We start from the raw sequence: 22,962 nt of genomic DNA on the forward strand, positions 1-22,962 counted from the left end.
GATATCAGACAGACTTGTTGGATGAATGGGACGGAGGGTTTGGACCACCGGGGTAATGCGTGAGAACTTTTTCCAGCAGCGCCGCACCGGTAGGGCTTCCCGCCACCAGCATCCGGCTTTGCAGCAGGGGCAAGCCGTCCAGGGACCGCATCGTGGCGCCGGCCTCGCGCAGCAGCACCAACCCGGCCGCAGCGTCCCACGCGCCCATGCCGCGTTCCCAGAAGGCATCAGCCCGCCCGGCCGCCACATAAGCCAGTTCCAGCGCCATGGACCCGCTTCGCCGAACCTGCCCAAACGTTCTCAGTACATCACCAAATTCACGCAGGTAGTCGTCCATGAAAGGCGCACCCGGCTTGGGAAACACCGTCGAAACCAGGCATTGCGCAGCAGGGCGCGCGGCAGCACAGGCCAGGCGCTCCCCATTCAGGTATGCACCAAGGCCCGATGCCGCAGTAAAAATTTCGTGGCGGGACGGATCCACGATCACGCCCAGCACCGGCTGCCGGTCCACACACAGTGCAATCGATACCGCATACTGAGGGTAGCCGCGCGCAAAGTTTGCCGTGCCATCAATCGGGTCGACCAGCCAGGTGGGCTGCTCCGTCAATTCGCCGCCGCTTTCTTCGCCGACAAAACCGCTCTGCGGCAAGACTTGCAGCAATGCGCCGCGCAAGCCCTCTTCCACTTCGCGGTCAAAGCGCGTGACCCAGTCACCCGGCGCTTTCTGGCGGACATCCGCCGGCTGCAGTTCAGCCTGCGCTTTCCTGATGCGGGCGGCAGCCTCCATGCCCGCGAGCCGGGTTTTCTCCAGCACCACAACAAGGTCCATGTTCATGCCTTCTTGGACAGCACACTGACATAGTCGTGCGCCTGGGTATTGATGGTAGAGACCCGGTATTCCACGGGCTTGTCGCCGAACGTCAGGGCCAGCCGATGCACTTCCAGCACCGGGGAGCCCACCGCCAGCCCCAGCAGGCGCGCCTGGGTCCGGTCGGCCGCCGCGGCGCGTGCACGTTCCTGTGCCCGCAGCACGGTGATGCCGAAGTCCGTCTGGTACAAGGCATAGATCGTGCCGGGCCTTTCCACAAAACGCTTTTCGGTGAGGTTGCGGAACAGAGCCGCCGCAATGGTCAGCCGGTCATGCATGACCACCCTGCCCTGCAGGGCGAGGCGGTTTTCCGCCCTGAACACGGACTCCCCCGCCTTGATACGCAACGCGGCGGCTTCTTGCTCCGTGGCCCGCTCGCGCCCAAAAGCGATGCAGTCAATTTCCGGGTAGTCGCGGTCCCGCGCCGCATCGTCGTCACCGAAGTTCCAGTGCGGCTCCACGTGAAAAAACTGGAACATGAAGCGGGCATTGTTGTGCGGCGCCACAAAAGTTCCCTTGCCCTGCCGCCGCACCAGCACATGCTCGTGTACCAGCTCGTCAACGGCATGGCGCAGGGTGCCTATGCTCACCTGCAGGCTCGCGGCAATATTCGCCTCGCTGGGCAAGGGTTTACCCGGGCCGCAATGCCCGGCCTCGATGAGTTTTTGCAGCTCGCGCTTGACCTGGCGGTAGAGCGGCATGGCCTCTTCGCTCATCAACGGACGCAATGGAGCCGATGTGTTTTTGACATTCACGGCCGCCATTGAAACACCAACGAGCGAGTCGTACAAGTCATATATATGAGTGAATTGACAAGCGGTTGCCGGCCCATAAAACTGGCAACTCAATTCAACTCAGGCCATTCGGAGACCCCATGATTCATTTTGTATTGCATGACGCCAAAGACACCGTGGCCGTTGTGGTGGTGGAAGGTGTGAAGGCAGGAACCGCCATGACCGGCTGGATCATGGACGAGGACCGCATGATCAATGTGCAGGCCCAACAGGACATCCCGATCGGCCACAAGGTGGCCCTCAAGGACATGGCTGTCGGCGACACCGTGCTGAAGTACGGCATCGACATGGGCAAGGTTGTTGCCAACATCAAGGCCGGCCAGCACGCCCATGTCCATAACATCAAAACCAAGCGCTGGTAGTTGATGGCTTGCCTGGCTACTGCGCGGGCGGGATGCAGCGTTGCAAATCCTCGCCGGGCAGGAGCCCGCCTGCGGTTTGCGCCTTGCCTGCCGCCCGTTCGCTACGCCATCCAAACCATCAACTCAAAAAACTTTAAAAGGATCCCCCATGTCAGTCATCGATAAAAACACCACATTTCTGGGCTACCGCCGTGAAAACGGCCGCGTCGGCGTGCGCAACCACGTCATCATCCTGCCGCTGGACGACCTTTCCAATGCAGCCGCCGAGGCGGTGGCCCACAACATCAAGGGCTGCATGGCGATTCCGCACCCCTATGGGCGGCTGCAATTCGGTGCCGACCTGGAGCTGCACTTTCGCACCCTGATCGGTGCCGGCTGCAACCCCAATGTCGCCGCCGTCGTGGTGATCGGCATTGAAGACAGCTGGACCAAAAAAGTGGTGGACGGCATCGCCAAAACTGGCAAACCGGTCATGGGCTTCGGCATTGAAGGCCACGGCGACCATGAGACCATCATGAAGGCCTCCAAAGCCGCACGTGAGTATGTGCAGTGGGCCAGCGAAAAGCAGCGCGAGGTCTGCGGCATCTCCGAACTGTGGGTGTCCACCAAGTGCGGCGAATCGGACACCACGTCCGGCTGCGGCGCCAATCCCACCGTCGGCAACGCCTTCGACAAGCTGCACCCGCTCGGCAACTACCTGTGCTTCGGTGAAACCTCCGAGATCACCGGTGGTGAAAAGATCGTCGCCGACCGTTGTGCCACAGATGCCGTGCGCGACCAGTTCATGTTCATGTTCAACCGCTACCAGGACATGATCAACCGCCACAAGACCAGCGACCTGTCGGACTCGCAGCCCACCAAGGGAAACATTGCCGGAGGCCTCACGACCATCGAGGAAAAAGCGCTGGGCAACATTCAGAAGATCGGCAAGGTCTGCACGGTCGACGGCGTCATCGACAAGGCCGAAATGCCCACGCACCCGGGCCTGTGGTTCATGGACTCGTCGAGCGCCGCCGCCGAAATGGTGACCCTGTGCGCCGCCTCCGGTTACGCCGTGCACTTCTTCCCCACCGGCCAGGGCAACGTGATCGGCAATGCGATTGTTCCCGTGATCAAGATCTGCTCGAACCCGCGCACCGTGCGCCTGATGAGCGAACACATCGACGTGGACACCTCCGGGCTGCTGCAGCGCGATATCACGCTCGACCAGGCCGGCGACAAGCTGCTGGAGAACATGCTGCGCACCGCCAACGGCCGCCTGACCGCTGCAGAAGCGCTGGGCCACCGCGAGTTCGTGCTGACGCGCCTCTTTGAATCAGCCTAGAACATGGCCCCCACGCTTTTCACTTCGTGTAATACGCTGCCCCCCGAGGGGGCTAATTTTCCTTGGGGCGGCCCGGCGGAAAATTTGGCCCCCACGCTTTTCACTTCGTGTAATACGCKGCCCCCCGAGGGGGCTAATTTTCCTTGGGGCGGCCCGGCGGAAAATTTGGCCCCCACGCTTTTCACTTCGTGTAATACGCGGCCCCCCGAGGGGGCTAATTTTCCTTGGGGCGGCCCGGCGGAAAATTGTGCTCACATGCTGGTGGCACTGTCATGACGCGGGCGCGCATTGTCATCTGTGAATTCATGGACGAGCGCGCAGTGGCGCAGCTTGAAGCGGCACATGACGTGCTCTATGACCCGCAGCTGGTGGGCGACGCCACCCGCCTGCGGGCCGAGGCGGGCCAAGCCGATGTGTTGATCGTGCGCAACCTGACGCAGGTGCGCGGCGAACTGCTCGCCGCAATGGCCCGCTGCAAGGTGGTGGGCCGGCTCGGCGTGGGGCTGGACAACATCGACGTGCCGGCCTGCGAAGCCCGCGGCATCAAGGTCATTCCCGCCTCGGGCGCCAACGCACTCAGCGTGGCGGAATACGTCGTTGCCAGCACCCTGCTGCTGTTGCGCGGTGCGTTTGCATCCACCGAAACCGTGGCAGCCGGCCAGTGGCCGCGCGCTGCGCTGAGCAACGGCCGTGAAGCTGCCGGGCAAACGTTGGGCATCATCGGTTTTGGCTCCATAGGCCAGACCACCGCCCGCCTGGCACGTGGCCTGGGCATGCACGTGATTGCCTATGACCCCGCGCTTGCACCCGATGCTCCGATTTTCGCGCAGACCGGTGTGCAGTACGCCGGCCTTGACGACCTCATCAGCGGCGCAGATGCCGTCACATTGCATGTGCCCCTGGTGGATGCGACGCGCGGGCTGTTCAGCGCGGCACGCATTGGCCAGATGAAAAAAGGCGCAGTCCTGATCAATACCTCGCGGGGCCACATCGTGGACATCGCGGCAGTCAGTGCGGCACTGCGGTCGGGGCAACTGGGCGGTGCGGCCATTGATGTATTCGACGCCGAGCCCCTGCCCGCGAGCGCGGCGTTGCAAGGCTGCCCCAACCTGTTGCTTACACCACACATTTCAGGTCTCAGCATGCAGTCAAATGAACGTGTATCGTTCATGATTGCCGACAAGGTGCTGGAGAGCCTGAAGTAAATGGTCCAACTGTCTATTGAAGAAGCAACCCGTCTTGCCACGCAGGCGCTGCGCAAGGCGGGCGCGGCAGAAGCCATGGCGGTCACCACCGCGAGAGCACTGGTTCGCGCCGAAGCGCAAGGCCTTGCTTCGCATGGCTTGAGCCGCGTGCCGCAATATGCCACCCATCTTCGCAACGGCCGGGCCGATGGCCATGCCGTCGCCGTCGTGGCGCACAAAAAAGGTGCGGCGGTGCTGGTGGATGCAAAGCAGGGCCTGGCTTTTCCCGCTTGCGACCTGGCGATCTCCACAGCGATTGCAACCGCCCGGGAACTGGGCGTGTGTTTTGTCGGCGTGACCAACAGCCACCATTGCGGGGTATTGGTGGATCATCTGCGCGCCGCAACCGATGCGGGCCTGGTAGGCCTTGGTTTTGCCAACGCACCGGCGGCCATGCCAGCGGCAGGCGGCAAGCACCCGATCTTTGGAACCAACCCGATTGCTGCCGCGTTTCCCCGCAGAAACGCCGATCCACTGCTGATTGACCTGTCTCTGAGCGAAGTTGCGCGCGGCAAGGTGATGGTTGCGGCCAAGGAAGGCAAATCCATTCCGCTGGGCTGGGCGCTGGACACGCAAGGCCGGCCCACAACGGACGCACAGGCGGCTCTGGAAGGCTCCATGCTGCCGCTGGGCGCCGTGAGCAGCCCTAAAGGTTCCATGTTGGCATTGATGGTTGAGCTGCTGGTGACAGCCGTGATTGGCGCGCAGTTTGCTTTTGAGGCATCATCGTTTTTTGTGGATGAGGGCAATCAGCCGCGAATCGGCCAGGCTTTCATCCTGATCGACCCGGGCGCGCTTGCAGGCACAGACACTTACTTTGAACGCATGGAAACCGTGATCGCCGAAATGCTGCTGGACGAAGGTGTACGTCTGGCCGGTACGCGGCGCATCGCACTTGAAACGAAAGCACTACAGACGGGAATCAACATTCCCGACGCACTCAAATCGCAGTTGGATCAGTTAGTGGGTTAACAGTTATTCAATCAAGAGGAGTAGGCATGAAACGTCGTGACATCGTATTGGCATCAACAGGTGCAGCCCTGACGGGCATTCCGGGTCTGGGGCTGGCCCAGCAGACCTTTCCCAAACCAGGCAGCACCATCAAGTATGTGGTCCCGTTCACGCCCGGCGGCCTGACCGACATGATGGCCCGCACGGTCGCCCAAAAGCTGTCCGAGGCGTGGAAGACTCCCGTGATTGTCGAAAACAAGGCTGGCGGAAACGCGCAGATCGGCGCCGAGCTGGTCGCCAAATCGGCGCCCGACGGCAATACGCTGCTGGCCATCACGTTGACACATGCCGCGAACGTATCCCTGTATCCGAATGCGGCTTACAGCTTCACCAAAGACCTGCGCCCGGTCGCCCTGATGGCCAATTCGCCGATGCTGGTCGTGGTTCCCGCCGCCAGTCCCATCAAGGACTTCAAGGACCTGATGGCCGTGTCCAAAACCAAGCAGCTGAGCGCGGGCTCGAGCGGCAACGGCACCCCAGCACACCTGACCATGGCTTTGTTCTGCGAGTTGAACAAAACGAAGATGATCCATGTGCCCTACCGCGGCGGCGCGCCCTCGATGGTCGACCTGATCGGTGGCCAGCTGGACGTGATTTTTTCCAACTATCCGGAATCGATCGCTCACGTCAAAGGTGGAAAACTGCGCGCGATCGCGATCTGCAGCCTGGGCCGGCACCCGGGGGTGCCTGATGTCCCGACTGCTTTCGAGGCCGGTATGACTGGCCTCTTTGTCGAGAACTGGACAGGGGCCATGCTCCCGGCCAAGACGCCGGATGACATTGTCGACAGATACTCGCGCGAGATCATCAAGATCATGTACAGCGCTGACGTGGAAGAGCGCGCCAAGCAGCAAGGCTTTCGTGTCTCACAAAAGGGTTCAGAAGAGTTCGGCCGCTTCCTGAAAAGCGAAATAGACCGCTGGAGCCGGATTATCAAGACCGCGAAAATCACGCCGACCTGATCGGCAAGCACACCGGGTAAGCACAAAGTCCGCAGGCCGCTCGCGGTCTGCGTTACGTTTTGTAAAACACCGCTCAGGTTCTGGTGGCCTGGCGGAAAATCCGCCCAGAGGCGATCCCCGCCAATGGAGACATACATGAACGACATAGCGGATATTCCCGATACCGTTACCGGGCCGCGCAAGGTTGACCAGCTGTTGGCGCACTACGGCGAAAGCCACCGGAACCCGCGCAACGAACTGATCCACTTCATCGCCATCCCGCTCATCATGCTGAGCCTGGTCGGCATGCTGTTTGCGCTTCACCCCTATATCGCGTATGTGTTCGTCGCGGCCAGCATGGTCTACTACGCGCGCCTGTCGGCGATGTTCTTTATGACCATGGCGGTCTGGTCGGTGCTGTTTCTGGGTCTGGTGTTCGCCATGGGGCCGCTGGTATTGCCGATTTGTATCGGGATTTTTGTGGGCGCCTGGATCCTGCAATTCATCGGCCACAAGATCGAGGGCAAAAAGCCTTCTTTCTTTGAAGATATCCAGTACCTCTGGGTCGGGCCGCTGTTTGTGCTCAGCAAGCTGTTTGGCAAGCTGGGTATACGCTGGTGATCCATCCAGCTTGAAAACACCCGGGCGGCCTCCATCTTGGAGGTTTAAACCTTTTCACAGGTACCTCGCTTGATCAGCAAAATTCTGCGTTTTTTCCTCAAGCTCCTCTTTGGCATCTTCGCGGCTGTGTTTGCCGTCAGCCTGCTGGTCGCAGCCCTGATCGTCGTGGCGCTGAGCCTCCTGAAGTCGCTCGTCACCGGCCGCAAGCCGGCGCCTGCGATGGTGTTTGGCCGCTTCCAGCGCTATTCGCCCCAGGGCATGTGGCCGGGTGGGGCCGCCCAAGGCAACCCGGCCAGCCCCCGTGCCGGCGACGTGGTGGACGTCGAAGTCCGCGAAGTGCGTGACGACAAGCGCCTGCCGTAAATCCATACCTGCAAGCGCCGGTTCAGGTGGCTGGGAACGAAAAGTACGGAACCGCTATTAAATTCGTAGCTGCTTGCGCCCGTCCTACCTGGGTGAAAGGCCAATTTCATTCCATAAAATTGGCCATAAAGCTGATGCACAGCCCACCTGGATTTGGCGTCAAATATGGCTTCAACCCAACAAGAACTTGCGCAGGTAGCTATCAAATAGATAGCAAATCCGCCTTTGGAAGGGCAGCAGCCCCGTACAAATCGATACCGCGCATTTACAAGGCAGAAACCAATCCCCCTGAACCAATGGCCCACAATGCGGCTCATACCAAGGGTTTTCACTTATTAGCCTTGCGCTATCCGAGTCATTGAACCTATTGCTTAGCACTCTCTCCAACAGAGTGCTAATATTTAGCACCAGACGAAAGGAGTCTTGCTGTGTCTTATGCTCTTTCCCCCGCTTCCCTGACCGCTGTCGTGCCGAAATCGGGCGCGTCCACAGCCGTCAACCCCTGGTCGCTGGTGCCCCCGCTGGGCAACCTGGACGCTTATATTTCCGCCGTGAACCGTCTCCCCATGCTCACCTTGGAGCAGGAGCAGGAATTTGCCAAAAATCTCAAGGAAAACAACGATCTAGATTCCGCAGGTAAGTTAGTGCTCTCTCACTTGCGTCTGGTGGTTTCGATTTCGCGCAAATACCTGGGTTATGGCCTGCCGCACGGCGACCTGATCCAGGAAGGCAACATCGGCCTGATGAAGGCGGTCAAGCGCTTCGACCCGGACCAGAACGTGCGCCTGGTGAGCTACGCCATGCACTGGATCAAGGCTGAGATCCATGAGTACATCCTGAAAAACTGGCGCATGGTCAAGGTCGCCACGACCAAGGCCCAGCGCAAGCTGTTTTTCAACCTGCGCTCGATGAAGCAAGGCTACAAGGACGACGCCGACGTGGCGACGCACCGCGACACGCTGACTGAAGGCCAAATTGATTCGATGGCCAAGACGTTGAACGTCAAGCGCGAGGAAGTCATCGAGATGGAGCAGCGCATGTCGGGCGGCGACGTGCTGCTGGACCCAAGCCCGAGTGACGACGGCGAAGACGCCTTTGGCCCGATCGCTTACCTGGCCGACGCCACGCAAGAGCCGACGGCATTGATGGAGTCGCGCCAGCGCGACAACCTGGCTTCAGACGGCATCACTGCTGCGCTGGAAGATCTCGACCCGCGTTCACGCCGCATTGTGGAAGAGCGCTGGCTCAAGGTGAACGACGACGGTTCAGGCGGGATGACGCTGCACGACCTGGCCGACGAGTACAAGGTCAGCGCCGAGCGGATCCGCCAGATTGAGGTGGCGGCCATGAAGAAGATGAAGAAGGTGCTGGCCGCCTACGCGTAAAACCCGCAGGCTTACGCTCTTTCAAAAAGCCCGCGCAGCAATGTGCGGGCTTTTTCCTTTTCCGGTTGCAGCCGTGCGGAACGGATTCGCTCAGGACTTGAGCAACAGGCGGATGTCGGACGCCAGCGCCTCAGCGCCGCTGCCGTAGCGGTTGTAAAGACGGATGCGCCCCTGGCCGTCGAAGATATAGCTGCCGGCGGAATGGTCCATGGTGTAGCTGCCCGGCGTTTTGCCGTCGACTTTTTTGTAATACACCTTGAAGTCCTTGGCGACCTGGGGCAATTGGTCGAGCGTGGGCCGCAGCGCCACAAAGGTCGGGTCGAAATTGCCCATGTAGGCCTTGAGCAGTTCGGGCGTATCGCGTTCCGGGTCGACCGTGATGAAGATTGCCTGCAGCTTGTCGCCATCGGTGCCCAGCAGTTTCTTGACCTGCGCCAGCTCGGCCATGGAGGTCGGGCAGACGTCGGGGCACTGCGTGAAGCCGAAGAACACCACCGCCACCTTGCCGGCAAAGTCTTTCAGCGTGCGCACCTGGCCATTGTGGTCGGCCAGCGTGAAGCCCTGCGCGTAGTCGGCGCCGGTGAGGTCAATGCTCTTGAACTGAGGTTTGTCCGGTGCGCATGCAGTAAAAATGCCTGCAGCACCCACTGCAAAAGCGCAGGCAGCTATTGTTTTAATAGCAGATCGGCGAACGGGTGAGGCAGCCCGGGGCGTGCTGTGGGACTTCATGGTGGGAGCCTAGAGATAGTGGTCAAGCAGCAGCGCTGCGAACAGCACCGAAAGATGAATCAGTGAAAACCGGAAGGTCTTGCGTGCCAGCGCGTCGGAGTAGTTGCGCCACAGGCGAAAGCCATACCAGCTGAAGCCGATGCTGAGCGCGACAGCGGCAACGAGGTAAGGCCAGCCGCTCATCTTGAAGATAAACGGCATCAGGCAGGCGGGGAACAATACCAGCGTGTAGAGGAACACCTGCAGGCGCGTGAACTCATTGCCGTGCGTCACGGGCAGCATGGGCAGGCCTGACTTGCGGTAGTCTTCCACGCGGTAGAGCGCCAGCGCCCAGAAGTGCGGCGGCGTCCAGAGGAAGATGATCAAAAAGAGGATCAACGCCTCCGGGCCGACCGAACCCGTCATGGCAGCCCAGCCCAGCACCGGCGGCATGGCGCCTGAAGCGCCGCCGATCACGATGTTCTGCGGCGTCAACGGCTTCAAGATCACGGTGTAGACCACCGCATAACCGATGAAGGTGGCAAAAGTCAGCCACATGGTGAGCGGGTTCACCCACACATAAAGAATCCACGAACCGAGGGCGCACAGTGCGGCCGAAAAAGACAGCGTGAGCGGATTGCTGAGCTCGCCCTTGGCGGTGGGCCGCCAGGCGGTGCGCCGCATGCGCGAGTCAATCTGCTGCTCGACCAGGCAGTTGAAGGCGGCGGCAGCCCCAGCCACCAGCCAGATGCCGGCGCAGGCGATCAGCGCGAGCCGGACATCCGGCCACGACGGAACACCGGGAACGGCCAGCACCATGCCGATCAAAGCGCAAAACACGATGAGTTGCACCACGCGCGGCTTGGTCAGCGCATAAAACTGCGCGAAACGGGAGGGCGCGCGGGGCAAGGCCGGAGCCGGTGCGGCGGAGGGAGTACTGGGGTTCATGGAAAGTCGCTAGGCATTCAATTTTGACGCATATGGCGTAGGGGGCCGCTGCGGCTGGAAAAGACCACGCCGCTGAGCACAATGACAAGGGCCGCGGCACCGCCGGTATGCATGACCGCGGCGAGCAAAGGCCAGCCCAGCACGGCGTTGCTGATGCCCGTGACGGCCTGCAGCAGTATGAGCCCGGCCAGCCAGCGCGCCGATGTGCGAAACGCGGGCACGCGGTGCAGGCACAAGGCAAGCGCCATAAACACGGCAAACACGAGATAGGCCACCAGGCGGTGCACATAGTGAATGGCGGTGAGCGCCTCAAAGCTGATATTGGCGCCGTCATGGCCCGCACCGAGTTCGCGCCACAGCGTGAAGCCCTGGCGGAAGTCCATGGCCGGCCACAGCGATCCCTGGCAACCCGGAAAGTCCGTGCAGGCCAATACGGCGTAGTTGGTGCTGACCCAGCCGCCGAGAGCAATCTGCACCCAGAGCAGCACGAAGGCTGCGATCACAGCACGCCGCAGGCCGGCAGAAATATCCGTGGCGCTGACGCCCTGCGCTTGCGCATAACGCACCGCCTGCGCGCGCAACAAGGCCAGCAGAACCAGGCCGCCCAACAGATGCAACGTGACGATGGCCGGAAACAACTTCATGGTCACAGTGAGCGCGCCGAACGCGCCCTGCAGGCACACCCAGATCAGCGTGACAGCAGGCCACCAGAATGAGACCGGTGTGCGCTTGCGCTCCAGCCAGCTTGTCACCGCGAGCGTAAGAATAAGCACGCCAACGCCAGTCGCCAGATAGCGGTGGATCATCTCGATCCAAGCCTTGGAATGCGTGACTGGGCCGGTCGGCATCGCAGTCTGCGCAGCTTCGATGTGCATCTGGGCGCCAACCGGACTCGCGCTGCCGTAGCAACCAGGCCAGTCGGGGCATCCCAAACCGGAGTCAGTGAGCCGCGTGAACGCGCCGAAGATCACCAGATCAAACGTGAGGAACAGCGTCACCAGCGTCAGCACCCGCAAGCGTTGCGCCACCGGGGCATTCTTGTTGTGTACCCACACCCAGGCCAGCGGCCCGAGCGCCACCACCAGCCCCATGATCATCAGGCGCAGGGCAGGACTCAAGTCGTAAAGATTTTGCGCGGCCATGATTGATTAATGAAAACTGGAGCCCGCAACGCCCTGGAGGTATCCAACCAAGCAGGGGCCGCGGGACTGGCTTTGCCAGACCGCAGGCGCAGCGGCCCCCTCGGGGGGCAGGGAGCTACACGCAGTGAGTGACCGTGGGGGCTCTTCACACAAGCAGGGGCCGCGGAACCGGCTTTGCCGGGCCGCAGGCGCAGCGGCCCCCTCGGGGGGCAGCGCATTACACGAAGTGAAAAGCGTGGGGGCCATATTCACCTTCCCTCTTTGTCCCAGCTGCTGGAGGCGCGCAACAGGCGCTCCAGGTCGCGCTTGGCCTTGGCAGCGGCGGCGACGTCCATGTCGGCCGGGAAACGCATCATCCAGTTGCCGATGGGGTCGACCAGGTACAAGTGATCCTCCAGGCGCTGACCCGCAGCGGGCTCCAGCCACTTCGCGAGTTCAGCTGGCGCCACACGCAGCACCGCCGACGAAGCCAGCGCGGGGAGCAAGGCATCACGCACCGGCGCTTCATCCACCACCAGCCAGACACGGTCCAGGCGCTCTTTTTCCTTGCCGAGGGACTCGCGCAGCTGGCGCTGGAAATACAGGTTCTGCTCGCACCGCGCACCGCAGGCGCCGCCGGCCACACTGATGAGCAGCCACTGGTCCTTCAGCGCCGTCAGCGTGCCGGTTCGGCCGTCGAGCGAGCGCGTGGCCAGCGGCGGCAGCGGACGCTGCGGGTCAATCAACTCACCAAAGTTGCGGCGGCCTTCGGGCCGGATCAGGTAGTAGGTGACGTAAGACGCGATGACCGGTGCCGCGCACACCAGCAGCACGGCCAGCATTTTCCAGCGGCCTGCCACGGTGCTGGGTGCGCGCGTACTGGACTGGTCCAACACGGGCATGGCATGCACGGTCAGGCCCAGGGGCTGGTCTTGCAGTCCGGCTGCAGCAGCGTGGACGGGAGGAGTATCAGGGGTATGAGGGGTAGCAGGCGTATCGTTTGTCACGGCAATTGATCGCGGCGTTTGCCGCGCATGTGGGTACGAAAAGGAAGGACCAGCTGAAACCAGCCATACAAAAGAACCACCAGGCCGCAAAGGCCGAACCACTGGAAGGCATAACCGTAGTGCTTGTCCACGCCCAGGTTGGGCGCAGCCCACTCGCGCAGCAGGCCTTCGCTGGGCGCACCGGTCTGCAGCAATGAGACATCCAGCAGCGGCAGGCCGGTTTGCGCCCGGAAAGCAGGCAAGTCGAGATTTTGCCGTATGCGCCCACTCTCGGTACCCTGGAACTCATAGAGCCTGGAAGGCGGCGGGGCCATACGGCCCTCAACCGTCACGATGCCTGGCGGCGTTGAAACATCCGGCAGGCGTGTGCGGTCGGCAAAGTTGCGCGGCACCCAGCCACGCTGCACCAGAATGGCCTGCTGGCTGCCTTCCAGCAGCAACGGTGTTACCACCAAAAAACCTGTCTTGCCGCTCATGGGCCTGTTGTCGAGATACACGGTGTGCTCGGCGCGCCAGCTTCCCTTGAGCATGGCGGGTCGGTGAATGTCATCAGCGAGGTTTTGGCTGGCAAGCAGTGAACGCACATCCAGCGCGGGAAGCCGTCCTTTGGAATCGACGGCGGCCTGCAGCGCTTCTTTTTGCGCGGCGCGGCGCAGCTGCCATTGCCCCAGCGAAAAAGTCGTGCCGGCAACCACCAGTGCGGCCACCGTGAGAATCCAGAAGCGCGGGGAGTGCAAAGCACGTGTCATGAGCCGATAATCCTGTTCATGACTTACCTGATCGCACTGGCGTTTATCGCCATTTTTGCCAGCCTGGCCTCCGCATTGTTTTTCATGCTCAGGGGCGGCAAGGGCAGTGAAGGCGCCGAAAGCAGCAAACGCAAAAACAGCAACATGGCGCGCGCACTGGCGTTCCGTATCGGGTTTTCGGTTTTGCTGTTTGTCTGCATTCTGATTGCGTGGAAGCTCGGTTATATCCAGCCTACCGGCATCCCCGCTGGTAAATAAAAAACCACTGCGGGTGGCGGAATAAAGAACAAAGGCCGCATCAAGCGGCCTTTGGTTGAGCGGCCTGAGCCGCTGTTGGTTCCCTTACAACCAGTACACCAGGATGTAGAGGCCCAGCCACACCACATCCACAAAGTGCCAGTACCAGGCAGCGCCTTCAAAGCCGAAATGCTTTTCAGGGGTGAAATGGCCTTTGTGCAGGCGCAGCGTGATGAACAGCAGCATCAGCATGCCGACAAACACGTGGAAGCCATGAAAGCCCGTGAGCAGGAAGAAGGTCGAGCCGTAGACGCCGGACGACAGCTTCAGGTTCATCTCGTGATAGGCATGGAAGTACTCATAGCCCTGCACGAACAGGAAGACCACGCCGAGCGCAACCGTCGCCCACATGAAAGCGATGGTGCGGGCACGCTTGCCTTCAATCAGCGCGTGGTGGGCGATGGTGATGGTGACACCGGAGCTCAGCAGCAGTGCCGTATTGACCGTTGGCAGGGAGCCCATGATGCTGGCCCAGATGCCGCCGCCGATCGCCAGCGGCTTCATGGCGGTAAACGCTTCGACGATGTCGGCGGGCGATGTCGTGGCGCCGGGCACGATAGAGGGCCAGGCCGCCTTGAAATCAGGCCAGAGCAGCGCGTTTTCCAGGCTGCCCAGTGCGGGCAAGGAGTGCGAGCGGGCCCACCACAATGCAGTGAAGAAAGCGCCGAAGAACATCACTTCCGAAAAAATGAACCAGCTCATGCTCCAGCGGAAGGACATGTCGATCTTGCGGCCGTACATGCCGCCTTCGCTTTCGGCGATGGACTGGCTGAACCAGCGAAACAACGTGACCAACCACCACACCATACCGAAGGCCAACGACCATTTGCCCCAGTCGGCGCCATTGATCCACTGGCCGGCGCCCAAGATGACAAAAAACAGGCCAATAGATGCCATCACCGGATGGCTCGATGGGCTGGGGACGAAGTAGTGGGGGGTTGACCCGTGGGTTGCTGATGACATCGCTCGACTCCTGTTTTTCTCTCGAATTTCCAATAATCTTTTAACTTGTACCGTGGGGCATTGTGAGGATGCCGCGCTTTAGCGCGCGACCATCCACTTCGCCAGCAGCACCAGGACTGCGACAAACACGACCACGGCAATCAGCCCCACCACAATGATGTGGAGAGGGCTCAAATTCTTCACGTCTTCTTCGTAGTCGCCGCGTGCACGCAGGCCTACAAAGGACCAGGCCACAGCCTTGACCGTGCGCCAAAAAGAGGGTTTGCGGGGGGTTGCGGCCATGCTCATGCGCCTGCCTGTTTTTCAGGTGGCACGGCGGCAGTCGTTGCCTTGGGCGTGACGGGCGCAGCCGGCGTCTTGCCGCCCACTTCAAAGAAGGTGTAGGACAGCGTGATCGTGCTCACGTCTTTCGACAGTTTCGGGTCGATCACGAAGGCCACGGGCCACTGCTTTTTCTCACCGGGCGCCAGGGTGTACTGGCTGAAGCAGAAGCACTCAAGCTTGTTGAAATGCGCACCGGCCTGCGCGGGAGCGTAGCTGGGGATGGCCTGGGCGGACATGGTTCGGTCCTGCACATTCTGGAATTCGTACATCACAGTGGTCAGCTCGCCCGGGTGAACCTGCAGCGCGTTCTGCGCGGGCTTGAAATGCCAGGGGCCGCGCGTGTTCGCATCAAACTCAACCGTGATGGTGCGTGTGCGGTCTACCTGCGTATTGGCCGGCAAATTGGGCGTCGCACCAGGGATCTGGCGGTCGGACAGGGCCAGCACGTTGATGCCGGTCATCTCGCAAATCGCCTTGTAGATGGGCACCAGCGCATAACCGAAGCCGAACATGCCGAGCACGATCACGGCCAGCTTGCCCATCATGTTGAAGTTTTCGCGCTTGAGCCGCATCACATCGGTACTGGTTTGAGATTGAGGTCGACCTGGCGGCTCAATGGCTCAGGAAAATCATCTTGGCCATGAAGCCGGCAAAAAAGACCAGAGCGACCGAAGCCAGTATCAGGGCCAGCCTCAGGTTGCTCTTCTTTTGTTCGGGTGTCGTCATGGCGATTACCGTTGAGTTCAATCAGCCGATCACGCGGGTTGCCGAGGCATCCAGCTTGGGCGGTGTTTCATAGGTGTGGAAAGGTGCAGGCGATGGGACTTCCCACTCGAGACCTTCGGCGCCCTTGCCGCCTTCGTCCACCCAGGGATTCTGCTTGGCAGGTGCGCCCTTGCCGCGCATCGTGGGAACCACAATGAACAGGAAGAAGTACAGCTGGGCAAATCCGAAGAAGAACGCGCCCACGCTGGCCACGGCATTGAAATCCGCGAACTGCATGGGGTAGTCGGCATAGCGGCGCGGCATGCCGGCCAGGCCCAGGAAGTGCATCGGGAAGAAGGTCACGTTGAAGGAAATCAGCGACCACCAGAAGTGGATCTTGCCGCGGGTTTCGTTGTACATGACGCCGGTCCATTTAGGCGACCAGTAGTAGTAGCCGGCAAACAGGGCGTAGAGCGAACCAGCCACCAGTACGTAGTGGAAGTGAGCCACCACGTAGTAGGTGTCCTGCAACTGCGTGTCGATCGGTGCGACCGAAAGGATCACGCCCGTCAGGCCGCCGATGGTGAACACGAAGATGAAGCCCACCGCAAACAGCATGGGGGTTTCAAAGGTCATGGAGCCGCGCCACATCGTGGCGATCCAGTTGAACACCTTCACGCCCGTGGGCACGGCGATCAGCATGGTGGAGTACATGAAGAACAGCTGGCCCGTAACCGGCATGCCGGTGGTGAACATGTGGTGCGCCCACACAACGAAGCTCAGGATGGCGATGGAGCCGGTGGCGTACACCATGGAGGCGTAGCCAAACAGGCGCTTGCGCGAGAAAGCCGGGATGATCTGGCTGATGATGCCGAAGGCCGGCAAGATCATGATGTAAACCTCGGGGTGGCCGAAGAACCAGAAGATGTGCTGGTACATCACCGGGTCGCCGCCGCCGGCGGGGTTGAAGAAGCTGGTGCCGAAGTGGCGGTCAGTCAGCGTCATGGTGATGGCGCCTGCGAGCACCGGCATCACGGCGATCAGCAGGTAGGCGGTGATCAGCCAGGTCCAGCAGAACATCGGCATCTTCATCAGCGTCATGCCGGGAGCGCGCATGTTGAGGATGGTGACGATGATATTGATCGAACCCATGATGGACGAAGCACCCAGGATGTGCATCGCAAAAATACCGGCGTCCATGGACGGGCCCATTTGCAACGTGAGCGGCGCGTAGAGCGTCCAGCCCGCGGCGGGTGCGCCACCAGGCATGAAGAACGACCCCACCAGCATGATGCCGGCCGGGATCAACAGCCAGAAGCTGAAGTTGTTCATGCGGGCAAAAGCCATATCGGCCGCGCCGATCTGCAACGGGATCATCCAGTTGGCGAAACCCACGAAGGCCGGCATGATGGCGCCGAACACCATGATCAGGCCATGCATGGTGGTGAGCTGGTTGAACAGTTCGGGGTTGACCAGTTGCAGGCCGGGCTGGAACAGCTCGGCGCGGATCAGCAGGGCCAGCACGCCACCGAACATCAGCATGAAGAAACTGAACAACAGGTACAGCGTGCCAATATCCTTGTGGTTGGTCGCAAAGACCCAGCGACGCCAGCCCGTCGGGGCATGGTGATCGTGGTCATCATGTGCGTGATCGTGATGGTCTAGAACTGCACTCATCTTGGCTTCCTTTGGTGGCTTGTGCCTGTAGCTTGTCTTTTGCGGCCGGCAAGGTCACGCCGGCGAAATGATGGAATCTGCGGGTAACGCCTGAGGCTTACTTGCGAGCCGCCTGTATTTCAGCGGGCTGGACGATCTGGCCGGTCTGGTTGGACCAGTTGTTCTTGGAGTAGCTGATCACGGCGGCGAGATCGGTGTCGCTCAGCGCCTTCCAGGAAGGCATGGCGCCACCGGCGGCCCCATTGAGCACGGTCTGAATCTGCTTCTTGTGGTCTGCGTCGAGAACAATCGGCGAGCCGTCCAGCGGCTTGATCGGGCCAGCGCCCTTGCCGTTGGCCTGGTGGCAGGCAGCGCAATTGGCAGCGTACACTTTTTCGCCGCGCGCCTTCAGGTCAACCAGCGCCCAGACCTTGGAAGGATCATCCGCCTTGGCTGCGGCTTCCTTGGCCTTGACAGCCACCCATGCGCTGTAATCGGCTGCGGACACAACCTTCACGTGGATAGGCATGTACGCATGCTCCTTGCCGCAAAGCTCCTGGCACTGGCCGTAGAAGTCGCCGACTTGTTCGGCACGGAACCAGGTGTCGCGCACAAAGCCGGGAATCGCATCCTGCTTGATGCCGAATGCCGGCACCGCGAAGGCGTGGATCACGTCGCTGGCGGTAGTGATGATGCGGATTTTCTTGTTGACGGGAACAACCAGCGGGTTGTCGACCTTGAGCAGGTAGTTGTCGGGAGCTTCGCCGGCCTTGGGGCCGCCGTTGTCGGACATTTCGCGGTGCGTGTTGTCGAGTGTGGAGACAAAGCCGATGCCTTCGCCTTCACCCTTGATGTAGTCGTAGCCCCATTTCCACTGGATGCCGGTGGCCTTGATGGTGAGGTCGGCGGCGGTGGTGTCCTTCTGGGCGACCAGCACCTTGGTGGCCGGCAGGGCCATGGCGATCACGATGATGAAGGGGACGATGGTCCAGGCAATTTCAACAGCGGTAGATTCGTGGAAATTGGCCGATTTGTGGCCGACCGACTTGCGGTGTTTCAGGATGGAATAGAACATCACCCCGAAAACAGCCACAAAAATCACGAGGCAGATGGCCATCATGAACCAATGCAGCCACTGCTGCTCTTCGGCAATTTTGGTCACGGCCGGGTGCAAATTCAGCTGATTGACGGCCGGGCCGCCCTTCAGGTCGTTGACGGCGTAAGCGGCGGTGCTGACCCAGGCGGCCGCAGATGCCAGAATTGCGCCTGCATGCTGCATGCCAAGCCGTGTCATTTTGCTCATGGTGTTGCTTACGTTCATCGTGATCACTTTTTCTGCTTCAATTACCGACCAAATTAACCGGCTGATTATAAAGTTAGCGGCAAGCCCTCCTGCCGCACCTGAACTGACACAAGTCTTTCAGGAACTGTCAAACACTCCGCAACGCCATGCGAATCTCTCGGGCCAGCGCGGGCCGCAGCTCTGGCCGCACATGCCGCCCGACCTGGACAGACCGCCCCTGCCCGGACACCTCAATCAGCGACCCATCCCCATCCCTGGGCTCGATCCGGACCCATTCGCGGTTGAATTCAGCCCGCTCCGTGCGCCCTGCCGTTTCCAGCTCCACCACCAGCCGCTCGCCCTGCAGGACGATTTTTTCACCGTCGCCCGCATGCCTGGCATACGCCACAAAAGCAGCCCCCACCGCTATCAGCTCGATCCAGGCAAAAGGCATCACCATGGTGGCACCCTGCAGCCAGAAAAATCCGGCAATACCCAGTGAAACACCGCACAAAGACACATACAGCCAGCCCAACTGGGCCGGTGTGAGTGAACAGTGACGCTTGAGAAGCCACAGCACAGCATCGTGGCTGTAGGCGCCCTGTGCGGGCAAGGTGGCAAAACGAAACGCTGGTGTTGGCTGCAGCATGTGGCAACCCTCAAAAAAACTGCGGTTAACGCTGGGCATTGACCGCATGAGGCTTGGGAACATACCCAAAAATTCAGCTTTGAATTGTAGCCGGGTTTACCTTGCCGCCCCTTCTGAAAACCCGTCAACACCAGGGATTGGGAGCGCCTGCGCAACACCTGCCGGGCACCTAGCCGCCAGAGCGCTGGCCCTGCAGCATGCTGCGCATATCGGCGACCGACACCGCGCTGAGCGGACTGACCTTGATCCGCGGCGGCGCCTTGAGCGCGTGGCCATAAATGATTTCAAAGGTGAGGCAGAGCCGCCCGTCTTCGCCCCTGACGAGATGGCGGGACAGCGCACTTTCAAGCTGCGCCTTCCAGGCCCGGCCCCTCAGGGAAGAAAACCGCGCCGGGTGAAAATTGCGGCCCAGCTCCCTGATGTCTTCCAGCAGCCGCGCCGAGGTCGCATAGGTGAGGGTGATGCGCTCCATGTCCATCACGGGTTCGGCAAACCCCGTCTGCACCAGCATATCGCCCCAGTCATGCATGTCTGTCAGTTCATGCCCGGCCGGCGGCCAGCCCAGTTGCGCATAAACCTCGCGCAACTCCTTCGCGGTATCCGGGCCCAGGCAGGAAAACATCAGGAAACCGTCTACCTTCAGCGTTTGGTGCCAGTGCGCCAGCAGGGCCTGCGGGTCGGCCGATTCGTGCAGCGCCATGTTGGCCCAGAGCATGTCGGCAGTTCCTGCCGGTGGCGCCTCAAAGCGTATGGGAGCCGCCAGCCAACGGCGCGGATTCCACCACGGTTTTGCTATATTTTTGATAGCTTCTTGCGCACGTCCAGAGCTGCTTTCAACCACAAAACACCTTGATTTTGGGTAGGCCTCGGCCAGTTTTTCCTGCGCCTGGATCCCTCCGCGCAATGCTCCCCAGTGCACCCACGCACGCGGCTGCAGCTTGATCCATTGCAACCGGTCCATCATGCGCCGCGCCACTTCTTCATGAAGCCACGGCGAGGCCAGTGGAGCGGTGCGGTCCCAGCGGCTGACGGCAATCGGGTCGAGCGTGGGTGGGCGCTGTGTAGGGGTCATGGAAGGGAGCAAAGAGGGCAAAGGAAGCGCGGGGCCCGCCGAGGCAAGCGGGGAAGGTACGCGAGTATATTGACACGGTGTTCACACGCCTGCTTGCTCCCGCCACATTCCCGTCCCGGCCGACCGGCCGCTTTGGCGGCTTCCCCGGCCTGGCCAGCCAGTGCGCTGTATGCCGCAGCTGGCCGGCGCGCCAGGTGTGCGGCGCCTGCGTGGCCCGGTTTGCCTTGGCCGTCCCGCGTTGCCCCCGCTGCGCTCTCGCCCTGCCCGGCGACCTTTCCATGGGTCTTCGGGTTGGGCCGCAGCCCTGCGGCGCCTGCGTCAGCCACCCGCCGCCTCTGGACGGCGCCTTTGCCGCGGTGCACTATGCCTACCCTTGGTCCGCCCTGATTGCGGGCTACAAATTCGGCGAGCAGCACGGCTGGGCCGCTTTTTTTGCCAACCTGCTGGCCCAGTCGCCGGGCGTAGCCGGGCTCATGGCAGAACTGACCCCCGGCGACTGGATCGTTCCGGTGCCGCTGTCGGCGGAGCGCCTGCAGGTGCGCGGCTTCAACCAGGCCTGGGAGTTGTGTGTGGCACTGGCCCGACGAACACGCACGCAAGGCCAGACCGATGCCAGGCTGCTGCTGCGGGTAAAGCACACGCGCCCGCAAAGCCAGCTCAAACGCAAGGACCGGCTGGCCAACGTCAAGGGCGCTTTCCAGGTGGATCCGCTGCGCACGGGGGAATTGCAGGGACGGCGCGTGGTGCTGGTGGATGACGTAATGACCAGCGGTGCCTCGCTGTATACGGCCGCACAGGCCTTGCGGGATGCGGGCGCCGCACACGTTAGCGCCGTTGTCCTTGCGCGAACCGAGCAATAGCCCCCACGCTCCCCACTGCGTGTGGTTCGCTGCCCCCCGAGGGGGCGCTGCGCCTGCGGTCTGGCAAAGCCAGTCCCGCGGCCCCGGCTGGCCAGGAACCCCATGCGCACCTATAGCTGGAATAACGACAAGGCGGCCATAGGAACCGGGCTCGCGCCGCACGACAATCCAGCCATGTTCAATATTGTTCTGGTCGAGCCTGAAATCCCTCCCAACACCGGCAATGTCATCCGCCTGGCAGCCAATACCGGCTGCCGGCTGCACCTGGTGGAACCGCTGGGGTTTTCGATGGACGACAAACACATGCGCCGGGCGGGGCTCGATTACCACGAGTACGCCCAGGTCCTGCGGCATCTCAGCTGGCAAGCCTTCCTCGAAAGTGAGCAACCACCCTCCGACAGGCTCTTCGCCATGACCACACACGGCTCCGCCAGCGTCTACGACGCGCGCTTCCTGCCCGGCGACTGGCTGGTTTTCGGCGCCGAAACCCGCGGCCTGGCGCCAGAGTTACGTGAATCCTTTGCGCCACCGCAGCGCCTCAAAGTGCCCATGCTGCCGGGCCAGCGCAGCCTGAACCTCTCCAACACCGTGGCCGTTACCGTGTTTGAGGCCTGGCGGCAAAACGGGTTTTCAGGGTCGCCCGGCATGCCTGGATGAGACATATGTCCGCTTTTGCCAACCTTTGGACTGGCCCCCCCTTGCCAGGATCTAAGTAAAAACCCTAAACTCCAATCCTTCAAGCCTAAAGTTCTCGCTGCAGGCCCGAACGTGCGGATTGCCACTACCCGGCCCTTCCTGCGTTATCCCTTCCCACCGCCCAGTCCACAAGACTGGAAGGAAAAACACAGTGAATATGGTCATCCAGCGTATTTTCGGCAACAGCACGTCCCGCCTTTCCAGCACCGCCAAAGCAGCCAACCGGCTCTCGGTCGAACAGATCCAGGAAAGCCTGCGCACCCTTTTGCATGATTGCGAAGATCCGCGCACCCCGCGGGTGATCTACAAGATCAACCTGGCCAAAACGCCCTCCGACCTGTGGCTGCTGCGCAGCGACCTGCACCAATGCATCGCACATGCGCACTCCCAGACGGAAGCCGCCGAACGCATCAATGGCCTGATCGGTGTTTTTGAGGGCTGGCTGCCGGCCAGCCAGCTGACGCGCATCTAGCGCCAGCGGCACATTCAGGGGTATCGCCGCACCAGCGATTCCGCCACGCACACCGGCTTGGGCGAGCCTTCGCGTTCCACGGTCACTTCCCAGGTCATTTGCATGCCGGCGTTGTCAATCGCCTCGGCAGCCAGCAGCTTCATGCGTGCCCGCAGACGGCTGCCGACGGGCACCGGCGCGGTAAATCGCACCTTGTTGAGCCCGTAATTCACGCCCATGCGCGAGCCGGTAATCTCAAACGACGACTCGAAAAAACGCGGCAGCAGTGACAAGGTCAGGAACCCATGGGCGATCGGCCCGCCGAACGGGCCGGCCGCCGCCTTTTCAGGGTCCACATGAATCCACTGGTGGTCGCCCGTCGCTTCGGCAAACAGGTTGACCTGTTGCTGCGTGATGGTGATCCAGTCGCTGACGGCGACTTCCTGGCCGGTGCAGGCGGCCAGGTCGGCCAGGGTTTCAAAGGTTTTCATGCCGCCACTGTAGCGACACATAGGGGCACGGCATGTCGGCTCAGCGACAAACCGGCGCGATGCTCAGAGG

The 22,962-nt window shown here is 61.4% G+C and carries 28 protein-coding genes; 12 read left to right on the top strand and 16 right to left on the bottom strand.

Features of this window, described 5'->3' with window-relative positions:
- Positions 1–4: 4 nt before the first annotated feature.
- The gene (locus ACXJKE_RS19265) at positions 5–829 is read right to left on the bottom strand and encodes an inositol monophosphatase family protein (RefSeq protein ID WP_457282204.1); all 825 of its coding nucleotides are present in this window, start codon (positions 827–829) and stop codon (positions 5–7) included.
- 2 nt (positions 830–831) lie between these two features.
- A complete protein-coding gene (locus ACXJKE_RS19270; protein ID WP_457282205.1) occupies positions 832–1,632 on the bottom strand; it encodes a GntR family transcriptional regulator in 801 nt (266 codons plus the stop codon).
- A 110-nt stretch (positions 1,633–1,742) separates the two neighbouring features.
- Here ACXJKE_RS19270 and ACXJKE_RS19275 point away from each other — a divergent pair, with 110 nt between their 5' ends.
- The 8 genes from ACXJKE_RS19275 to rpoH all read left to right on the top strand — a co-directional run bounded on the left by ACXJKE_RS19275 (position 1,743) and on the right by rpoH (position 8,913).
- A complete protein-coding gene (locus ACXJKE_RS19275; RefSeq protein WP_007862870.1) occupies positions 1,743–2,024 on the top strand; it encodes a UxaA family hydrolase in 282 nt (93 codons plus the stop codon).
- 148 nt (positions 2,025–2,172) lie between these two features.
- Entirely contained in the window at positions 2,173–3,348 is a 1,176-nt protein-coding gene (locus tag ACXJKE_RS19280; protein WP_457282206.1) for a UxaA family hydrolase, read from the top strand.
- A gap of 272 nt (positions 3,349–3,620) precedes the next feature.
- Positions 3,621–4,553, top strand: coding sequence for a hydroxyacid dehydrogenase (locus ACXJKE_RS19285; RefSeq protein ID WP_457282207.1), 933 nt, complete (start codon positions 3,621–3,623; stop codon positions 4,551–4,553).
- Positions 4,554–5,564 (top strand): Ldh family oxidoreductase, encoded by a 1,011-nt coding sequence (locus tag ACXJKE_RS19290; RefSeq protein WP_457282208.1) that lies wholly within the window; start codon positions 4,554–4,556, stop codon positions 5,562–5,564.
- A gap of 26 nt (positions 5,565–5,590) precedes the next feature.
- Positions 5,591–6,565: a Bug family tripartite tricarboxylate transporter substrate binding protein gene (locus tag ACXJKE_RS19295; RefSeq protein WP_457282209.1), complete on the top strand. Its 975-nt coding sequence runs from the start codon at positions 5,591–5,593 to the stop codon at positions 6,563–6,565.
- Between the two features lie 135 nt (positions 6,566–6,700).
- Complete coding sequence (locus ACXJKE_RS19300; RefSeq protein WP_457282210.1) at positions 6,701–7,165, top strand: Mpo1 family 2-hydroxy fatty acid dioxygenase; 465 nt, start codon at positions 6,701–6,703, stop codon at positions 7,163–7,165.
- Positions 7,166–7,234: 69 nt separating this feature from the next.
- On the top strand, positions 7,235–7,528 hold the full coding sequence (locus tag ACXJKE_RS19305) for a hypothetical protein (protein WP_457282211.1): 294 nt from the start codon (positions 7,235–7,237) through the stop codon (positions 7,526–7,528).
- 455 nt (positions 7,529–7,983) lie between these two features.
- Positions 7,984–8,913 (top strand): RNA polymerase sigma factor RpoH, encoded by a 930-nt coding sequence (gene rpoH / locus ACXJKE_RS19310; RefSeq protein ID WP_457282276.1) that lies wholly within the window; start codon positions 7,984–7,986, stop codon positions 8,911–8,913.
- 90 nt (positions 8,914–9,003) lie between these two features.
- Here the strand turns inward: rpoH and ACXJKE_RS19315 are convergent, their stop codons facing one another.
- From ACXJKE_RS19315 to ACXJKE_RS19335, 5 genes are all read right to left on the bottom strand, one after another.
- Entirely contained in the window at positions 9,004–9,642 is a 639-nt protein-coding gene (locus ACXJKE_RS19315) for an SCO family protein (RefSeq protein WP_457282212.1), read from the bottom strand.
- 9 nt (positions 9,643–9,651) lie between these two features.
- A complete protein-coding gene (cyoE, locus tag ACXJKE_RS19320) occupies positions 9,652–10,569 on the bottom strand; it encodes a heme o synthase (RefSeq protein WP_457282213.1) in 918 nt (305 codons plus the stop codon).
- A 17-nt stretch (positions 10,570–10,586) separates the two neighbouring features.
- Positions 10,587–11,711 carry a COX15/CtaA family protein gene (locus ACXJKE_RS19325; RefSeq protein ID WP_457282214.1) on the bottom strand — a complete coding sequence of 375 codons (1,125 nt, stop codon included), beginning with the start codon at positions 11,709–11,711 and terminating at the stop codon, positions 10,587–10,589.
- Positions 11,712–11,959: 248 nt separating this feature from the next.
- Positions 11,960–12,592 carry an SCO family protein gene (locus tag ACXJKE_RS19330; RefSeq protein WP_457282277.1) on the bottom strand — a complete coding sequence of 211 codons (633 nt, stop codon included), beginning with the start codon at positions 12,590–12,592 and terminating at the stop codon, positions 11,960–11,962.
- A gap of 101 nt (positions 12,593–12,693) precedes the next feature.
- Complete coding sequence (locus ACXJKE_RS19335; protein ID WP_457282215.1) at positions 12,694–13,446, bottom strand: SURF1 family protein; 753 nt, start codon at positions 13,444–13,446, stop codon at positions 12,694–12,696.
- 18 nt (positions 13,447–13,464) lie between these two features.
- On the opposite strand from ACXJKE_RS19335, the gene ACXJKE_RS19340 reads away from it, so the two are divergent.
- Positions 13,465–13,704 carry a twin transmembrane helix small protein gene (locus tag ACXJKE_RS19340; RefSeq protein WP_457282216.1) on the top strand — a complete coding sequence of 80 codons (240 nt, stop codon included), beginning with the start codon at positions 13,465–13,467 and terminating at the stop codon, positions 13,702–13,704.
- An 84-nt stretch (positions 13,705–13,788) separates the two neighbouring features.
- On the opposite strand, the gene ACXJKE_RS19345 is transcribed toward ACXJKE_RS19340, so the two are convergent.
- The 8 genes from ACXJKE_RS19345 to ACXJKE_RS19380 all read right to left on the bottom strand — a co-directional run bounded on the left by ACXJKE_RS19345 (position 13,789) and on the right by ACXJKE_RS19380 (position 20,394).
- A complete protein-coding gene (locus ACXJKE_RS19345; RefSeq protein ID WP_457282217.1) occupies positions 13,789–14,706 on the bottom strand; it encodes a cytochrome c oxidase subunit 3 in 918 nt (305 codons plus the stop codon).
- Positions 14,707–14,784: 78 nt separating this feature from the next.
- The gene (locus ACXJKE_RS19350) at positions 14,785–14,988 is read right to left on the bottom strand and encodes a DUF2970 domain-containing protein (RefSeq protein WP_457282218.1); all 204 of its coding nucleotides are present in this window, start codon (positions 14,986–14,988) and stop codon (positions 14,785–14,787) included.
- Between the two features lie 2 nt (positions 14,989–14,990).
- Entirely contained in the window at positions 14,991–15,602 is a 612-nt protein-coding gene (locus ACXJKE_RS19355; RefSeq protein ID WP_457282219.1) for a cytochrome c oxidase assembly protein, read from the bottom strand.
- 40 nt (positions 15,603–15,642) lie between these two features.
- Positions 15,643–15,756 (bottom strand): cytochrome oxidase small assembly protein, encoded by a 114-nt coding sequence (locus ACXJKE_RS19360; protein WP_457282220.1) that lies wholly within the window; start codon positions 15,754–15,756, stop codon positions 15,643–15,645.
- Positions 15,757–15,777: 21 nt separating this feature from the next.
- On the bottom strand, positions 15,778–17,412 hold the full coding sequence (gene ctaD, locus ACXJKE_RS19365) for a cytochrome c oxidase subunit I (protein ID WP_457282221.1): 1,635 nt from the start codon (positions 17,410–17,412) through the stop codon (positions 15,778–15,780).
- A gap of 97 nt (positions 17,413–17,509) precedes the next feature.
- The gene (coxB, locus tag ACXJKE_RS19370; protein ID WP_457282278.1) at positions 17,510–18,670 is read right to left on the bottom strand and encodes a cytochrome c oxidase subunit II; all 1,161 of its coding nucleotides are present in this window, start codon (positions 18,668–18,670) and stop codon (positions 17,510–17,512) included.
- Between the two features lie 151 nt (positions 18,671–18,821).
- The gene (locus tag ACXJKE_RS19375) at positions 18,822–19,322 is read right to left on the bottom strand and encodes a DUF2244 domain-containing protein (RefSeq protein ID WP_457282222.1); all 501 of its coding nucleotides are present in this window, start codon (positions 19,320–19,322) and stop codon (positions 18,822–18,824) included.
- Positions 19,323–19,491: 169 nt separating this feature from the next.
- On the bottom strand, positions 19,492–20,394 hold the full coding sequence (locus tag ACXJKE_RS19380) for a biotin synthase (RefSeq protein WP_457282223.1): 903 nt from the start codon (positions 20,392–20,394) through the stop codon (positions 19,492–19,494).
- Between the two features lie 77 nt (positions 20,395–20,471).
- Between ACXJKE_RS19380 and ACXJKE_RS19385 the strand changes: the two genes are divergently transcribed.
- The 3 genes from ACXJKE_RS19385 (at position 20,472) to ACXJKE_RS19395 (ending at position 22,422) form a co-directional block, all read left to right on the top strand.
- Positions 20,472–21,254 carry a ComF family protein gene (locus ACXJKE_RS19385; RefSeq protein WP_457282224.1) on the top strand — a complete coding sequence of 261 codons (783 nt, stop codon included), beginning with the start codon at positions 20,472–20,474 and terminating at the stop codon, positions 21,252–21,254.
- A gap of 174 nt (positions 21,255–21,428) precedes the next feature.
- Positions 21,429–21,911: a tRNA (cytidine(34)-2'-O)-methyltransferase gene (locus ACXJKE_RS19390; protein ID WP_457282279.1), complete on the top strand. Its 483-nt coding sequence runs from the start codon at positions 21,429–21,431 to the stop codon at positions 21,909–21,911.
- 190 nt (positions 21,912–22,101) lie between these two features.
- Positions 22,102–22,422 (top strand): hypothetical protein, encoded by a 321-nt coding sequence (locus ACXJKE_RS19395; RefSeq protein ID WP_457282225.1) that lies wholly within the window; start codon positions 22,102–22,104, stop codon positions 22,420–22,422.
- Positions 22,423–22,436: 14 nt separating this feature from the next.
- Here the strand turns inward: ACXJKE_RS19395 and ACXJKE_RS19400 are convergent, their stop codons facing one another.
- Positions 22,437–22,892 (bottom strand): MaoC family dehydratase, encoded by a 456-nt coding sequence (locus ACXJKE_RS19400; protein ID WP_457282226.1) that lies wholly within the window; start codon positions 22,890–22,892, stop codon positions 22,437–22,439.
- Between the last annotated feature and the right edge of the window lie 70 nt (positions 22,893–22,962).

The sequence above is a fragment of the Polaromonas sp. P5_D5 genome (assembly GCF_054049435.1).

Bases quoted from the DNA above. Each gene is read 5' to 3' on its own strand.
- ACXJKE_RS19300 (WP_457282210.1), top strand. From the start codon at position 6,701: ATGAACGACATAGCGGATATTCCCGATACCGTTACCGGGCCGCGCAAG.
- ACXJKE_RS19290 (WP_457282208.1), top strand. From the start codon at position 4,554: ATGGTCCAACTGTCTATTGAAGAAGCAACCCGTCTTGCCACGCAGGCG.
- cyoE (WP_457282213.1), bottom strand. From the start codon at position 10,569: ATGAACCCCAGTACTCCCTCCGCCGCACCGGCTCCGGCCTTGCCCCGC.
- coxB (WP_457282278.1), bottom strand. From the start codon at position 18,670: ATGCAGCATGCAGGCGCAATTCTGGCATCTGCGGCCGCCTGGGTCAGC.
- ACXJKE_RS19380 (WP_457282223.1), bottom strand. From the start codon at position 20,394: ATGACCCCTACACAGCGCCCACCCACGCTCGACCCGATTGCCGTCAGC.
- ACXJKE_RS19375 (WP_457282222.1), bottom strand. From the start codon at position 19,322: ATGCTGCAGCCAACACCAGCGTTTCGTTTTGCCACCTTGCCCGCACAG.
- ACXJKE_RS19315 (WP_457282212.1), bottom strand. From the start codon at position 9,642: ATGAAGTCCCACAGCACGCCCCGGGCTGCCTCACCCGTTCGCCGATCT.
- ACXJKE_RS19345 (WP_457282217.1), bottom strand. From the start codon at position 14,706: ATGTCATCAGCAACCCACGGGTCAACCCCCCACTACTTCGTCCCCAGC.
- ACXJKE_RS19335 (WP_457282215.1), bottom strand. From the start codon at position 13,446: ATGACACGTGCTTTGCACTCCCCGCGCTTCTGGATTCTCACGGTGGCC.
- ACXJKE_RS19360 (WP_457282220.1), bottom strand. From the start codon at position 15,756: ATGACGACACCCGAACAAAAGAAGAGCAACCTGAGGCTGGCCCTGATA.
- ACXJKE_RS19390 (WP_457282279.1), top strand. From the start codon at position 21,429: ATGTTCAATATTGTTCTGGTCGAGCCTGAAATCCCTCCCAACACCGGC.
- ACXJKE_RS19280 (WP_457282206.1), top strand. From the start codon at position 2,173: ATGTCAGTCATCGATAAAAACACCACATTTCTGGGCTACCGCCGTGAA.
- ACXJKE_RS19265 (WP_457282204.1), bottom strand. From the start codon at position 829: ATGGACCTTGTTGTGGTGCTGGAGAAAACCCGGCTCGCGGGCATGGAG.
- ACXJKE_RS19285 (WP_457282207.1), top strand. From the start codon at position 3,621: ATGACGCGGGCGCGCATTGTCATCTGTGAATTCATGGACGAGCGCGCA.
- ACXJKE_RS19330 (WP_457282277.1), bottom strand. From the start codon at position 12,592: ATGCCCGTGTTGGACCAGTCCAGTACGCGCGCACCCAGCACCGTGGCA.
- ACXJKE_RS19400 (WP_457282226.1), bottom strand. From the start codon at position 22,892: ATGAAAACCTTTGAAACCCTGGCCGACCTGGCCGCCTGCACCGGCCAG.
- ctaD (WP_457282221.1), bottom strand. From the start codon at position 17,412: ATGAGTGCAGTTCTAGACCATCACGATCACGCACATGATGACCACGAT.
- ACXJKE_RS19325 (WP_457282214.1), bottom strand. From the start codon at position 11,711: ATGGCCGCGCAAAATCTTTACGACTTGAGTCCTGCCCTGCGCCTGATG.
- ACXJKE_RS19295 (WP_457282209.1), top strand. From the start codon at position 5,591: ATGAAACGTCGTGACATCGTATTGGCATCAACAGGTGCAGCCCTGACG.
- ACXJKE_RS19350 (WP_457282218.1), bottom strand. From the start codon at position 14,988: ATGGCCGCAACCCCCCGCAAACCCTCTTTTTGGCGCACGGTCAAGGCT.
- ACXJKE_RS19355 (WP_457282219.1), bottom strand. From the start codon at position 15,602: ATGCGGCTCAAGCGCGAAAACTTCAACATGATGGGCAAGCTGGCCGTG.
- ACXJKE_RS19270 (WP_457282205.1), bottom strand. From the start codon at position 1,632: ATGGCGGCCGTGAATGTCAAAAACACATCGGCTCCATTGCGTCCGTTG.
- ACXJKE_RS19340 (WP_457282216.1), top strand. From the start codon at position 13,465: ATGACTTACCTGATCGCACTGGCGTTTATCGCCATTTTTGCCAGCCTG.
- ACXJKE_RS19275 (WP_007862870.1), top strand. From the start codon at position 1,743: ATGATTCATTTTGTATTGCATGACGCCAAAGACACCGTGGCCGTTGTG.